Here is a 12,949-nt window from a genome sequence, read left to right on the forward strand (position 1 = left end):
GCGTCAGCGCGGTCAGGCGACGGTGTTGTCGGTCCGCGCAGCGACTCGGCGACGTGAGCGCGGCCGATGATCCTGAGCGTCAACGTGGTCAGGTGGCGGCGTTGTCGGTCCGCGCTGGGCGGGTGTCAGGCTACGGCGGAATCCGGGTCGCCGGTCTCCGGCTGCTCGGCCGGGATCCGACCTGGCCGGCGCTGCCGGGGCACTCGGGCCGGGCTGGCGGGCCCTGGGGTCGGGCTGGCGGGCGGTGGGGCCGGGCTGGCGGCCCGGCGCCGGAGCGCGGCCAGCAGCATTCGCCGGCCGACCAGCATCAGCCCGGCGGCGAGCAGCATCGCCGCCGCCGCGACCAGCCACATCGTCGGGTACCCGAGGCGGTCGGCGAGGGTGCCGAGGCCGAGCGGGCCGAGGCAGCCGCCCGCGTACACGCCGGTCTGGGTGATCGAGGTGGCGGCGGTCGGTGCCTGCGGATGCAGCCGGACCACGGCGAAGTTGAGCAGCCCGGGCCAGGCCCAGCCGAAGGCGAAGGCGAGTACCACGCCGACCACCAGGGCCAGCGGAGGACTCAGGTGCAGCAGGCCCAGCCCGCCGGCACCGACCACCAGCATCGCGGCGACGGTGTTCAGGTGACCGCCGGAGCGGCGGTCGGCCAGCCAGCCCATCAGGATCCGGGAGAGCAGGCAGACGGCACCGCCGAGGGTCAGCAGCAGTCCGGCGAGCCCCGGGGAGAGTCCCCGGGCCGCCGCCGAGTCGACCAGGAAGGTGCCGCTGGCGTTCGCGGACCCGGCGGCCAGGGTGCCGGCCACACCGAGCGCGACCAGCGCCCCGGTCGCCCGCTCGCCGCGCCGCCGCGCCGGGTCCGCCCGCTCCCGTGGACCGGTGGGTACGACCGGCAGGATGGCCAGCGCCAGTACGGCGGCGGCGACGAACGCCCAGCGCCAGCCGACGGTCAGCGCCACGGCTGGTACGGCGGCCCCGGCCAGCAGCGTGCCGGCCGGGATGGCGGCCTGCTTGACCCCGAAGGAGAGACCCTGCCGGCCGGGCGGTACCCGGTGCGCCAGGGTGGCGTTGCTGGCCATCTGGCCGAGCGGGTTGGCCAGGGCGACCACCGCCAGCAGGGCGACCAGTACCGGATAGGAGCGGGCCACGGCGGCGACCGCCAGCATGGCGGCGGCGACCAGCAGCAGGCTGGCCCGGGCGACCACCGTCGGGCCGTACCGCTCGACGAGGGCGCCGGACGGGACGGAGGCGAGCGCGCTCACCCCGAAGTAGACGGCGACGGCCAGCCCCAGCCCGGCGGGGGAGAAGTCCAGCTCGGCGCCGAGTTGCACGGCGAGTCCGCCGATCAGGAAGACCGGCAGTACCCCGGCCACCGTGATGACGGTGGCGGCGAGCACGGTACGAGTCGGCCGCGCGGAAGGTACGGCCTGCGGGGTGTTCTCGGTGAGATCGGCCATTTGGGACGAGCCTACGCGAGCCACCCGTATGAACCGTTCGTGTCCGTGGCTGCACGCACGGTCGCGGTAGATCTGGCATCCTCAATCCGATCGGGCATTTCGCAGGCGCCCGGTTTTTCATATTCTGTAAGTCCCCGGCGGCGGAGGTGGTTGTGCGCGACCCCTTGGCGGAACCTTCGGACCTGATCCGCAGCGTGTCGCGTGCCTTGCGCGTGCTCGAAGCGGTGGGACGGGCACCGAAGGGCCTGACCGTGAAACAGATTGCCCGGCGTTGCGAGTTGACTGTGGCCACCACGTACCACCTGGTGCGGACACTCGCCTACGAGGGCTACGTGATCAGGCGCGAAGACGGCACGTACATCGTCGGGTTGGAGGTGGCGGACCGGTACCGCGAACTGGTCACCGCGTTCCGCGGGCCACCGGCGGTGGGCGAGTCGCTGCGCCGGGCCGCCTCGGACACGGGCTACAGCCACTACCTGGGTCGGTTCGTCGGCGGGCAGGTGGCGATCACCGCGGTCGCCGAGGGGCCCCGGTCGCCGTACGTGGAGGATCTGGTGCCCGGCTTCGACGAGGGCGCCCACGCCACCGCACTCGGCAAGGGGCTGCTGGCCACCCTCACCCCGGAGCAGCGGTTCCGCTACCTGCGCGAGTACGGCATGCGGCCGTTCACCTCGGCGACCCTGGTCGCCGCCGACGCGTTCGAGGCGGACCTGGCGGCCGGTGACCGGCGCGGTATGCACCTGGAACTCGGCCAGTTCCGGCACGGCGTCGCGTGTGCGGCCGTGCTGGTCACCCCGGACAAGGACATGGAGCGCCGGGTGGTGCTCGCCTGCGCGCTGCCGGCCGCCGAGATGATGACCTCGGCCCGGGTGGTCCGGGCCAAGCTGCTCGCGGTCGCCCGCGCCGTAGCCGACGGCCTCGCCACCGAAACCTGACCGCGCCGGACCGCGCCGGGCCGGACCGCGCCGGGCCGGACCGCGCCGGACCGAAACCGGAACGTGGTCTCCTGCTACCCCTGGAGGGGTAGCAGGAGACCACGGAGGAGGCGGTGCTCAGGTTTTGGCGGTCAGCTTCCGACTACGTCGCCGTCGAGGCGCCAGGTGACGACCACACCGGGCTTGGCGAAGTCGCCGTCCGGCCAGTTCGACGCCGGGTTCTCCAGCGAGGCGCCGCTCAGCTCGCCCGGGTGCTGTACGGCGACGAAGACCGAGCGGTTGTCCGTGGTGATGAACGGCCCGCAGGTCTCCGCGCCGAGCGGCACGGTGAGGAACTGCTTGAGGTGGCCGCGCTCCGGCCCCTCGATGGCGGTGGCGAAGAGCCCGTCGTTGCTGCCCAGCGCGTTGCCGTCGGTGGCGATCCAGAGGTTGCCGGAGCCGTCGAACGCCACGTTGTCCGGGCAGGAGATCGGCGACACCTTGGTCTTGTCGTAGCCGGCGAAGTACGTCGACGCGTCGGTCGGGTCGCCGCAGACGATCGGTACCGACCAGGCGAAGGTCTCCGAGGTGTTGTCGCCCCGGTCCTCGACCAGCTCCAGCACGTGCCCGTGCTTGTTGTTGGTCCGCGGGTTCGCCTCGTCGGCCTTCGGGTTGGTCCCGACACCCCGGTTGGTGTTGTTGGTCAGCGCCACGTACACCTTGCCGGTGAGCAGGCTCGGCTCGACGTCCTCCGGGCGGTCCATCTTGGTCGCCCCGACCGCGTCACCGGCCTGCCGGGTGAAGGTGAGCACGTCGGCGGCGGTCATGCCGGGGACGTACGACGTGTTGCCCCGGACCAGCTTGATCCACTTGCCCCGGCCGTTGAACGCACCGTCGGTCGGCAGCTTGCCCGAGCCGTCGATCTCGTCGGCGCTGGTCTGGTCGAGCTTCGCGACGTAGAGGGTGCCGGACTCCAGCAGGGTGAGGTTGTGCTCCCGGGCGGTCCAGGAGTCACCCTTCTTGAACTTCTTGTCCGAGACGAACTTGTAGAGGTAGTCGAACCGCTCGTCGTCGCCCATGTACGCCACGACCCGCTCGTCCTTGGCCACGATGACGTTCGCGCCCTCGTGCTTGAACCGGCCCAGCGCGGTGTGCTTGCGCGGCTTCGCCTCCGGGTCGAACGGGTCGACCTCGACGATCCAGCCGAACCGGTGCGCCTCGTTGGGGTGCTTCGCCAGGTCGAACCGCTCGTCGGCGCGCTCCCACTTCCGGCTGTCGGCGGGGTAGCGGGCGGTGGTGGTGATGCCGTACCGGGCCAGCTTCGGCTTGAGCGTCTCCGGGGCGCCGTCGCCGCCGACGAAGTACTGGTTGAAGTTCTCCTCGCCGGAGAGCACCGTGCCCCACGGGGTGATCCCGCCGGCGCAGTTGTTCAGGGTGCCGATCGCGGTCCGGCCCTTCGGGTCGGCAGCGGTCTTCAGCCAGGCCGAGCCGGCCGCCGGGCCGGTGAAGTCGAACTTCGTCGTGTGCGCGGTGATCCGCCGGTTGTACTTCAGCTTGCCCTTGCGGACCGGCTTCCACTCGCCGCTCTCGCCGACCCGCTCCAGCTCCACCACGGAGAGCCCGTGCGCGGCCATCGCCACCCGGACCTGCTCCACGCTCATCGCGTCGAAGGTGGTGAAGTTCGGGAACATCAGGTTCTCGTTGGTGTACTCGTGGTTCACCACCAGCAGCGCCCGCTCGCCCTTGCGGTCCAGCGGAAGTACCCCGACGAAGTCGTTGTTGTAGCCGAACTGCTGGGACTGCCGCGCGGCGGTCTGCCGCTGCACGTCCAGCTCGGGGGCGCCGGACAGGACCGGGTCGCCCCAGCGGATCACGACGGAGTGGTCGTACCCGTTCGGCACCACCAGGGTGTCGAGCTTGTTCGGCGGGATCGGCTTGAAGGTGAGCGCCGCGTTGCCGGGTCGCCGGGCCGGGGTGAAGCTGTCCACCTCGGGCAGCGCCGGGCTGGAGCCGTTCCCGGGGGCGGCCATCGCCGGAGAGCCGGCGAGCGCGCCGGCCGCCGCGCCGCCGAAGCCGAGCACCAGCGCGCCGACCGCGCCGGCCCGGACGACTCCGCGCCGGGTCACCTCGGCCTGGACGACGTCACCGAAGTACGGGTTGTCGGACTCGTTCGGCACCGGGTGGGCACACGCGTTTCCGCACCGGTAAATGCAGGTCATGGCGTCGCGCCCGCCGTGGCCCGCCGGGCCGAGCAGGGGGAGCAGCCGGGGTCGCTCGGTCATGGAGATGGAGCCTCCTCGCCAATGTCAGGGATGCGCGCCCGGGCACCTTGGGTACGGCGCACGAGGGCGCGTGCCTGCCGGACGCTAGGAGTACGCCGTGAGCGGCGTCCGGCCCTCGGGTGAACCAGAGGTGAACATCCCCAGGAAGCGGGCTGTTCCGGGCGCCACCACCCGTCGGGCCGACACCGGGATGTCCGGCAGGGCGACCCGGCTCGGCCGGTAGGCCGATGGCGTCCCGCCGACCCCGGCTCGGATCCACACCGCCCCGGCTCGGATCCGCACCGTGCGACCATCTCCCCGGCCCCGGGTTGAACCGTCCCGGCACCGGATACGTGGAACTCGCCAGGAGCGGATACGTGGAACCGGGGTGCGCGGACACGTGGAACCGGGCGCCAGAGCGGGTCAGGAGCCAGAGCGGGTCAGGAGCCGGAGCGGGTGGGAGGCGACAGGCGATCAGCGACCAGGACGCCGAACTGCTGCGCGCCATGCACGACGAGCACGGCGACGCGCTGCTCGCGCATGCCCTGCGGCTGACCAGCGGCGACCGGCAGCGGGCCGAGGACCTGGTGCAGGAGACGCTGCTGCGGGCGTGGCGGCATCCGGAGGCGCTCGACCCGCAGCGGGGGTCGGTGCGGGCCTGGCTCTTCACCATCGCCCGCAACCTCGCCATCGACGCGTGGCGGCGGCGCGCCGCCCGGATCGGCGAGGTGATCACCGACGAGCTGCCCGAGCCGCCACAGGTGGTCGACGAGGCGGACCGGGCGGTGGAGGCATGGACGGTGGCGGAGGCGCTCAACCGGCTCTCGCCGTCACACCGCGAGGTGCTGGTGGAGTGCTTCTACCAGGGCCGGTCGGTGACCGAGGCGGCGGCCCGGCTGGGCGTACCGCCGGGGACGGTGAAGTCGCGGACGCACTACGCGCTGCGGTCGCTGCGGCTGGTACTGGCGGAGATGGGGGTGACCGGGTGACGAATTGCGAGTACGCCCACGACGACGGGGCGTACGTGCTGGGCGCCCTGTCCCCCGCCGAGCGGGCCGCGTACGAACGGCACCTGGCCGGCTGCCCGACGTGCCGGGAGGCGGTCGCCGAGCTCGCCGTACTGCCGGGACTGTTGGGGCGGCTCGATCCGGCCGGGCTGGCGGAGATCTCCCCCGCACCGAGCGCCGGTGAACGGCTGCCGGAGCTGCTCGACGCGGCCCGGGCCCGTCGACGGCGGGAACGGCGGCGCGGCCGGCTCCGTACCGGCGGGCTGGCCATGGTCGCCGCCACCCTGGCCGCCATGCTGGGGTTCGGGATCGCCGTTCCGGTGGTGGGCGGCTGGAACGCCGGCACCGACGTCGAGGTGCGGATGGTCGCCATGCAGCCGGTACGCGGCAACGTGCCGGTCACCGCCGAGATCGGCTTCGACGGTACGCGCTGGGGCACCGTGATCACGATGCGCTGCCAGTACGCGAAGACCAGGGACTATACGAAGGCGTACACGTTCCGGCTGGTGGCGCACGGCCCGAACGGCGAGACGGAGCAGATCGGCTCCTGGCTCGCCGCTCCCGGCGACGACGCCACCTTCACCGGCGTCACCCGGTTCACCAGGTCCGAGCTGATCCGCCTCGAACTCCTCCGGTACGACAACACCCCGCTGCTCGCCTACGACGTGCCGTAGGTCGCGGCGGTCGGGCCCCGGCACCTCGCCGGGGTCATTGGTCCCGGGACCTGGCCGGGTCCTTGGTCCCGGGCATTGAGGCGCTCGGACCCGGGTGCGGCGGGGCCGTGCCGAGCAGAGTGATGGGTGTCAGGACAAGGGTCGACCCCGGAGGCCACGATGACCACCCGCCACTCCACCCGCCCGATCAGCACGCCGCTGGAGCGGGCCGACTCGCCCGGCGCGATGCTGACCAAGACCGGCGCCAAGGCACTGGCCGTGCTGCGCATCTCGACCGGCTTCGTCTTCCTCTGGGCCTTCCTGGACAAGACCTTCGGGCTCAACTACTCGACGCCGTCGGCCCGGGCCTGGATCAACGGCGGCTCGCCGACCGAGGGCTTCCTCTCGCACGTCTCGGTGGGGCCGTTCGAGTCGGTCGCGCACAGCATCGCCGGTACCTGGTGGGCCAACTGGCTCTTCATGCTCGGCATGCTCGCCGTCGGCGTCGCGTTGATCGCCGGCATCGGCCTGCGGGTCGCCGCCGCGTCGGGCGCACTGATCATGGCGCTGATGTGGTTCGCCGAGTTCCCGCTCGCCCAGCACACCAGCGCCGGTGAGCCGACCGGCTCCACCAATCCGCTGACCGACTACCACTTCATCTACGCCGCGGTGCTGGTCGTGCTGGCCGCGACGTACGCCGGGCACACCTGGGGACTGGGTCGAGGGTGGGCGCGACTGCCCTTCGTGCAGCGGCACCGCTGGATGATCTGACCAACCATCTCCGGGCCGCCCCGGCAGCGGCCCACCAACTCGCCACCCGTCTCGCGGACCGTACCCCCACGGTCCGCGAGACTCTTCCGTGCTGAGGTGCTGAGGTCTCGCCAAGATTCTTGGCGAGTTACGGTTCGCAGCGAGCCACAGTTCGCCAAGAATCTTGGTCGCCCTTGCCGCGCGGCCAGGACGGTCAGGGGCGGCGGAGCTTCTGGCGCAGCCGGGCGGTGACCCGGCCGGGGGTGATCGGCACGACGGAGATCATCAGCCGGCCGGACTCGTCCCGGGTCGGGGTGAGCAGATAGAGCCGGGCGCCACGGCGGCGTACCAGTGGCACCGCCCGGTCCAACCGGGGCGCCCGCAGCGCCGCCGCGCCGCCCGCGCCCGCCGCGCTGTTCGCGCCGAGCGCCCGGTCCGGGTCGAACGATCCCACCTGGGCCGAGACGATCCGGCGCCGCCCGGTCGCGATGCCCCCGGCGAGCAGGTCGGCGGCGCGGAACCTGATCCGTACGGTGCTGCCGGCGCCGCCCCGGGCGATCACCACGGTCTCGGCCGGGATCTCCTCGGCGCTGACGGTCAGCGGATCGGCGCCGGCCCCGGCCAGGTCCGGCAGCGGCGAGTACGCGGTGATCGTCAGTACCCGCTCGCCCCGCTCGTCGTCCTCCCAGCCGAACCCGGTGGCGTCGAGCCTGGCCGGCCACTCCGGTACCGCCGTCACCTCGAAACAGGAGTCCGGCAGGTCGCGGGCCGGATCCCGGAACCCGGGGTACGCCGCGTAGCGCCGAGAGCCCTCGACCACCGTGGCCGGCACTCCGACCTCGGCGTCCTGCCGGATCACCGCGAGCAGGTCGTCGAGGCTGCCGTCCCGGGTCAGCGCGAACCGGATCCGGGTCTCCGCGCCCAACTGGTCGGCGATCTCCTCGGTCAGGTGTTCCGCCACCAGCCGCCCGATGCCGTCGTGCACCGCCTGCTGGCTCTCCCGGTCGAGCCGGAGCAGGTCGTCCTCGACCAGCTTGGCGACCTCGTGGTCGAACCGGCGGACCATGATGGCGTCGCGTCGCTTGCCCGGCTCGATCAGGTCGGCCACGTACGCCAGGTTCGCCTCGACGGTACGCAGCCGCTCCAGGTGCCGGCTCAGATAGGTGATGTTGGTGGCGCTGAATCGGCGTACGGCGTAGTAGAACTCGTAGTCCGCGAGCACCGAGATGCGCCGGGCCCGGTAGCACGCCTCCAGGGTGAACGGCAGGTCGCTGGCGATCCGCAACTCCTCGCGGTAGCGGATGCCGTGCCGTTCGAGCAGTTCCCGGCGGAACAGCTTGGTGTTGGCCAGCGAGCGGGGCAGCGGTGAGTCGAAGAGGTCCACGTCGACCGCGTTGCGGGCGAAGATGTCCTGGTAGATGTGCCGGCTGTTGACCCCGACCACCTTGCCGAGCAGCACGTCCGACTCCCAGGCGTCGGCGGCGGTGACCAGCCGGTCCAGCGCCTCCGGGCCGAGGTGGTCGTCGGCGCCGACGAAGAAGACGTACCGGCCGGTGGCGGCGTCGAGGCCCCGGTTGCACGGGCCGGCCGGGCCGCCCGAGTTCGGCTGGTGGATGACGGTGAAGGTCCCGGGGTAGCGGGCGGCGTACCGGTCGAGTTCCGTGCCGCTGCGGTCGGTCGAGCCGTCGTCCACCGCGACGACCTGCATCCGGGACAGTCCGATGGTCTGCCGGACCAGCGAGTCGAGGCACCGGGTCAGATAGGGCATGGTGTTGTAGACCGGTACCACCACGCTGACGTCCGGCGCGCTCATCGGGCCTGGCCTCCATTTCCGCAGGTTCACCTGCCCGATTCCTCGAATTCACCTATTCGATTACCCGGGCCCGCACTGAATCGACCGAGAGTGTACGTCAACGATCCGTCCCGGCACTCCAGGCCGCTGTTCATCCAGAGTTCACCAAATGCACCGAGGCCCTGCCTGGCGGCCCCGACACCCGCTGGACGGCTACCGCCTCACCAATGTACGCGCATTCTCCGCCTCGAATTAACCTGCGCATCCCCGCGGGCAAATAGTCTTCACGTCCGGTATTGCCCGGAAGAGATCCCCCGACGAGTTAGCGGGTCCCATGTCCTCCACACCTGACGTCAGCGTCGTGATCCCCACTCGCGGTCGGCCGGACCTGGTGACCCGGGCGGCCCGCAGCGTACTCGCGCAGACCGTGACCGATCTCGAGGTCGTCGTCGTGATCGACGGGCCGGACGAGGCGACCCGGGACGCGCTGACGGGAATCGGCGACGACCGGATTCGGGTGATCATGCTGCCCGAGTCGGGTGGGGCGCCGAACGCCCGCAACGTCGGCGTCGAGGCGGCGCGGGCCCGCTGGACGGCCCTGCTCGACGACGACGACGAGTGGCTGCCGACCAAGCTCGCCGTGCAGTTGGACCTGGCCGAGGGCGCCCGGGTGGCGATGCCGGTGGTGGCCTGCCGGCTGCTGAACCGGACGCCCCGGGCCGAGTTCGTGATGCCGCGCCGGCTGCCGGCGGTCGGCGAGCCGCTGACCGAATACCTCACGGTGCGGCGCGGGCTGTTCCACGGCGACGGCTTCATCCAGACCTCGACCATCCTGGCCCCGACCGAGCTGCTCCGCCGGGTGCCGTTCACCGTCGGCCTGCGCCGCCTCCAGGAACTCGACTGGACGTTCCGGGCGCTCAGCCACGCCGACGTCGACCTCGTCTACGCCGCCGAGCCGCTGGTGATCTGGCACCAGGACGAGGACCGGCCCCGGATCACCTTCGACACGGTCTGGGAAGAGCAGTTCGAGTGGCTCCAGCGGAGCCGGCCGCTGCTCACCCGCCGGGCGTACGCTGCACTCACGATGAGTGTGATCAGTTCGATGGCGGCACCGACCCGGAGCGCGGCGGCGTTCCGTACCCTGCTGCGCGAGGCGCGCCGGCACGGTCAGCCCGGGATCTTCGACTACCTGGCGTTCGGGCAGATCTGGCTGATCCCACCGCAGTTGCGGCGTACCCTCCGGGACCGGATCCTGCGCAAGCCCGGCGCCACCCGCGCGGCTGTGCCGACGACCCCGCCCGGCCCGGTCGCCAGCACCGACGCCCGGCAGCCGGTCGGCCCGGCCCGGTTGGCCTCCGGCGACTCCGGCCGCCCCAGCGAGATCGGCGCGTGAGCACCCCCTCCCTGCCCGGTACGACCGGTCCGGCACCGACCGTGGTGATCTGGCGCAGCGGCCTGCTCGCCGGATCCGAGACGTTCATCCGCAACCAGGGCCTCGCACTGCCCCGCTGGCAGCCGAGGTTCCTCGGCGCCACCCGGGTCGGCTCGCCACTGGCCGCCGACACCGACGTGATCGCCTATCCGGACGGCGGGCGGGACCGGCAGGCATTCCTCCGGCTCCGGCTGACCGGCGAGTCGCCGAGGCTGCGGCGGCTGCTGGCCGACCTGCGCCCGGCGGTGGTGCACGCGCACTTCGGCAACGACGGCTGGCTGATCAGCCGGACGGCCGCCCAGCTCGGGGTGCCGCTGGTGGTGACCGTGCACGGCTACGACGTGACGCGGCAGCCGCACGCGCCGGGCCTGCGCGGCGTCCGCTACCGGCGCAACCTGCGCCAGGCGTTCGACCGGGCCGCGCTGATCCTGGCGGTCAGCGACTTCATCCGGGACAGGGCGATCGCGGCCGGCGCCGACCCGGCGAAGATCCGGGTGCACCACACCGGGGTACCGATCCCGGCCGAGGTGCCGGAGGTGCCGAAGCACTGGGACGTGGTCTTCGTCGGCCGGTTCGTCGAGAAGAAGGGCGTCGACGACCTGGTCGAGGCGCTCGGCGCCCTGCCCGACCGGCGGCCCCGGGTGCTGTTCATCGGCTCCGGGCCGCTGGAGTGGCCGATCCGGGAGCGGGCCGCCGCGCTGGGCCTGGACTCGACGTTCCTGGGCGCGCAGGAGCCGTCGGCGGTCGCCCGATATCTGGCGGAGTCGAAGGTCTTCGTCTCGCCGTCCAAGACGGCCTCGGACGGGGACGCCGAGGGCCTGCCGACGACGATCCTGGAGGCGGCCAGCCTGGGCCTGCCGACGGTCTCGACCTACCACAGTGGAATCCCCGAGGCGGTGCTGCCCGGCGAGACGGGTCTGCTCGGTGCCGAGGGTGACCGGGCGGCCCTGGCCGGCAACATCCGGCAGCTCCTCGCCGACGACGACCTGCGGACCCGACTCGGCGACCAGGCCCGCCGGTTCGTGACCGAGCACTTCGACCTGGCCAAGCAGACCCGGCTGCTCGAAGAGCTGTACGAGTCGGTGGCCGCCGGCCGGCCGGACCCGGTGCGGTTGCCGGCGTAGCCGCCAGGTCTTCCCGTGCGGCGGGCGCCCGGAACTGGCCGCCGAGGTCAGCGGGTGGCGGTTGCCGCCGCCGGTTCCGGGGTGGCGGAGAGCAGTGCGGTACGGGACCGCCGGACGTTGCGGATCCCGTCCACCGTGAAGACCACCAGGGCCAGCCAGACCAGCGCGAAGCCGGCCAGCCGGGCCGGTGGCATCGGCTCGTGGAAGACGAGTACGCCGAAACCGAGCTGGAGGATCGGCGCCAGGTACTGCAACATGCCGAGCGCGGTCAGCGGAAGCCGGTTCGCCGCACCCGCGAACATCAGCAGCGGGATGGCGGTGGCCGCGCCGGCCAGCATCAGCAGGGCGGTGTGCCCGGCGGAGACCTGCCCGAAGCTCGACTCGGAGTGCCAGGTGAGCCAGCCCAGATAGCCGAGCGCCGGCAGGGTGAGCGCCGCCGACTCGATGAACATGCCCTCGGCGGCAGGCAGTCCGAGCCGCTTCTTCACCAGGCTGTACCCGCCGAAGCTGGCCGCCAGGGTGAGCGCCAGATAGGGCAGCCGGCCGTAGTCGACGGTCAGCACCGCGACCGCGACGCCGCCGATGCCGAGCGCCACCCACTGCCCGACCCGGAGCCGTTCGCGCAGCACGGTGACCCCGAGCAGGACGACGAAGAGCGGGTTGATGAAGTAGCCCAGCGCGGTCTCGACGACCCGTTCCGAGTTGACGCCGTAGATGTAGGTGCCCCAGTTGACCGCGATCAGCGCGGCGGCGAGCCCGATCCCGGCCAGCTTGCCCGGGTGGTGCCGCAGCGTACGCAGGAAGCCCCAGTTGCGGGCGACCGCGAGCAGCAGCGCGACGAAGACCACCGACCAGACCACCCGGTGGGCCAGGATCTCGATCGGCCCGGCCGGCTCCAGCAGTCGGATGTAGAGCGGAAAGAACCCCCACAGGGTGTACGCGCCGAGACCGTAGAGGTATCCGCGCCGCACCTGGTTCATCCGTCCACCGTAAGGGCCTGGCCCGGCTCTGAGTCCTTTCCAGTGAGCGGCGTCACCGACTCCTGTCCCGCCCCGCCGACTGCCGCGTCAGCCGTACCATTCCCCTCCGGGGGCGGCGGTCGCAGATCCAACTCCATCCACTGCGTCGGGTTGGCCAGCGGGGTGAAGCCGACCTCGGCGTACACGCCGTGCGCGTCCCAGGTGGCGAGCATGATCCGGCGTACGCCCAGCTTCTCCAACTCCTCCCGGACGGTACGCACGACCCAGCGGGCCAGCCCGCGGCCCCGGGCGGCCGGGTCGACGTAGACGTCGCAGAGCCAGCCGAAGGTCGCCCCGTCGGTCACCACCCGGGCGAACGCCACCTGACGGCCGTCGCCCGGGGCGTACACCCCGTAGACGGTCGAGCCCTCGATCGCCCGGAGCAGTACGTCACGGGGCCGGCCGAGCGCCCAGTAGGCGTCGGTGCAGAGCCAGTGGTGTACCCGGTCGACCTCCACCCGCCGGGGATCGGTGGAGAGCTCGTACCCGTCGTCTCGTGTCACGGTCAGCACGCCGCGACGCTATCCCCGAACCGCCCGCCCGACC

12 protein-coding genes are annotated in these 12,949 nt (G+C 72.2%); 6 read left to right on the forward strand and 6 right to left on the reverse strand.

Going from position 1 to position 12,949, the window contains the following annotated elements; translation table 11 throughout:
* Nucleotides 1–125: 125 nt before the first annotated feature.
* Complete coding sequence (locus Pma05_RS31785) at nucleotides 126–1,451, reverse strand: MFS transporter (protein ID WP_203861186.1); 1,326 nt, start codon at nucleotides 1,449–1,451, stop codon at nucleotides 126–128.
* Nucleotides 1,452–1,603: 152 nt separating this feature from the next.
* On the opposite strand from Pma05_RS31785, the gene Pma05_RS31790 reads away from it, so the two are divergent.
* On the forward strand, nucleotides 1,604–2,386 hold the full coding sequence (locus Pma05_RS31790; protein ID WP_203861187.1) for an IclR family transcriptional regulator: 783 nt from the start codon (nucleotides 1,604–1,606) through the stop codon (nucleotides 2,384–2,386).
* 131 nt (nucleotides 2,387–2,517) lie between these two features.
* Here Pma05_RS31790 and Pma05_RS31795 read toward each other — a convergent pair whose 3' ends face one another.
* Nucleotides 2,518–4,647, reverse strand: coding sequence for a PhoX family protein (locus Pma05_RS31795; RefSeq protein ID WP_203861188.1), 2,130 nt, complete (start codon nucleotides 4,645–4,647; stop codon nucleotides 2,518–2,520).
* An 84-nt stretch (nucleotides 4,648–4,731) separates the two neighbouring features.
* Nucleotides 4,732–4,929, reverse strand: coding sequence for a hypothetical protein (locus Pma05_RS31800; protein ID WP_203861189.1), 198 nt, complete (start codon nucleotides 4,927–4,929; stop codon nucleotides 4,732–4,734).
* A 170-nt stretch (nucleotides 4,930–5,099) separates the two neighbouring features.
* Here Pma05_RS31800 and Pma05_RS31805 point away from each other — a divergent pair, with 170 nt between their 5' ends.
* The 3 genes from Pma05_RS31805 (at nucleotide 5,100) to Pma05_RS31815 (ending at nucleotide 7,057) form a co-directional block, all read left to right on the forward strand.
* A complete protein-coding gene (locus tag Pma05_RS31805; protein ID WP_203861271.1) occupies nucleotides 5,100–5,615 on the forward strand; it encodes a sigma-70 family RNA polymerase sigma factor in 516 nt (171 codons plus the stop codon).
* Nucleotides 5,612–6,307: an anti-sigma factor family protein gene (locus tag Pma05_RS31810; RefSeq protein ID WP_203861190.1), complete on the forward strand. Its 696-nt coding sequence runs from the start codon at nucleotides 5,612–5,614 to the stop codon at nucleotides 6,305–6,307. The genes Pma05_RS31805 and Pma05_RS31810 overlap by 4 nt, the downstream gene beginning before the upstream one ends.
* 159 nt (nucleotides 6,308–6,466) lie before the next feature.
* Nucleotides 6,467–7,057 (forward strand): DoxX family membrane protein, encoded by a 591-nt coding sequence (locus tag Pma05_RS31815; RefSeq protein WP_203861191.1) that lies wholly within the window; start codon nucleotides 6,467–6,469, stop codon nucleotides 7,055–7,057.
* A 193-nt stretch (nucleotides 7,058–7,250) separates the two neighbouring features.
* On the opposite strand, the gene Pma05_RS31820 is transcribed toward Pma05_RS31815, so the two are convergent.
* Nucleotides 7,251–8,849 (reverse strand): glycosyltransferase family 2 protein, encoded by a 1,599-nt coding sequence (locus tag Pma05_RS31820; RefSeq protein ID WP_203861192.1) that lies wholly within the window; start codon nucleotides 8,847–8,849, stop codon nucleotides 7,251–7,253.
* A gap of 313 nt (nucleotides 8,850–9,162) precedes the next feature.
* Here Pma05_RS31820 and Pma05_RS31825 point away from each other — a divergent pair, with 313 nt between their 5' ends.
* Entirely contained in the window at nucleotides 9,163–10,221 is a 1,059-nt protein-coding gene (locus Pma05_RS31825) for a glycosyltransferase family 2 protein (RefSeq protein WP_203861193.1), read from the forward strand.
* The gene (locus tag Pma05_RS31830) at nucleotides 10,218–11,384 is read left to right on the forward strand and encodes a glycosyltransferase (RefSeq protein ID WP_239313503.1); all 1,167 of its coding nucleotides are present in this window, start codon (nucleotides 10,218–10,220) and stop codon (nucleotides 11,382–11,384) included. Before Pma05_RS31825 ends, Pma05_RS31830 begins: the two co-directional genes overlap by 4 nt.
* A 47-nt stretch (nucleotides 11,385–11,431) precedes the next feature.
* On the opposite strand, the gene rarD is transcribed toward Pma05_RS31830, so the two are convergent.
* Together rarD and Pma05_RS31840 are read right to left on the reverse strand one after the other, a co-directional pair.
* Nucleotides 11,432–12,364 (reverse strand): EamA family transporter RarD, encoded by a 933-nt coding sequence (gene rarD / locus Pma05_RS31835; protein ID WP_203861194.1) that lies wholly within the window; start codon nucleotides 12,362–12,364, stop codon nucleotides 11,432–11,434.
* Nucleotides 12,361–12,915 carry a GNAT family N-acetyltransferase gene (locus Pma05_RS31840; protein ID WP_203861195.1) on the reverse strand — a complete coding sequence of 185 codons (555 nt, stop codon included), beginning with the start codon at nucleotides 12,913–12,915 and terminating at the stop codon, nucleotides 12,361–12,363. The genes rarD and Pma05_RS31840 overlap by 4 nt, the downstream gene beginning before the upstream one ends.
* Nucleotides 12,916–12,949: the final 34 nt, after the last annotated feature.

Origin of the sequence: Plantactinospora mayteni (assembly GCF_016862935.1) — a bacterium.
Classification (GTDB): domain Bacteria; phylum Actinomycetota; class Actinomycetes; order Mycobacteriales; family Micromonosporaceae; genus Plantactinospora; species Plantactinospora mayteni.

Excerpts from the sequence above, each read along its gene's own strand:
- Pma05_RS31785 (WP_203861186.1), bottom strand. The coding sequence starts at position 1,451 with ATGGCCGATCTCACCGAGAACACCCCGCAGGCCGTACCTTCCGCGCGG.
- Pma05_RS31825 (WP_203861193.1), top strand. The coding sequence starts at position 9,163 with ATGTCCTCCACACCTGACGTCAGCGTCGTGATCCCCACTCGCGGTCGG.
- Pma05_RS31820 (WP_203861192.1), bottom strand. The coding sequence starts at position 8,849 with ATGAGCGCGCCGGACGTCAGCGTGGTGGTACCGGTCTACAACACCATG.
- Pma05_RS31815 (WP_203861191.1), top strand. The coding sequence starts at position 6,467 with ATGACCACCCGCCACTCCACCCGCCCGATCAGCACGCCGCTGGAGCGG.
- Pma05_RS31795 (WP_203861188.1), bottom strand. The coding sequence starts at position 4,647 with ATGACCGAGCGACCCCGGCTGCTCCCCCTGCTCGGCCCGGCGGGCCAC.
- rarD (WP_203861194.1), bottom strand. The coding sequence starts at position 12,364 with ATGAACCAGGTGCGGCGCGGATACCTCTACGGTCTCGGCGCGTACACC.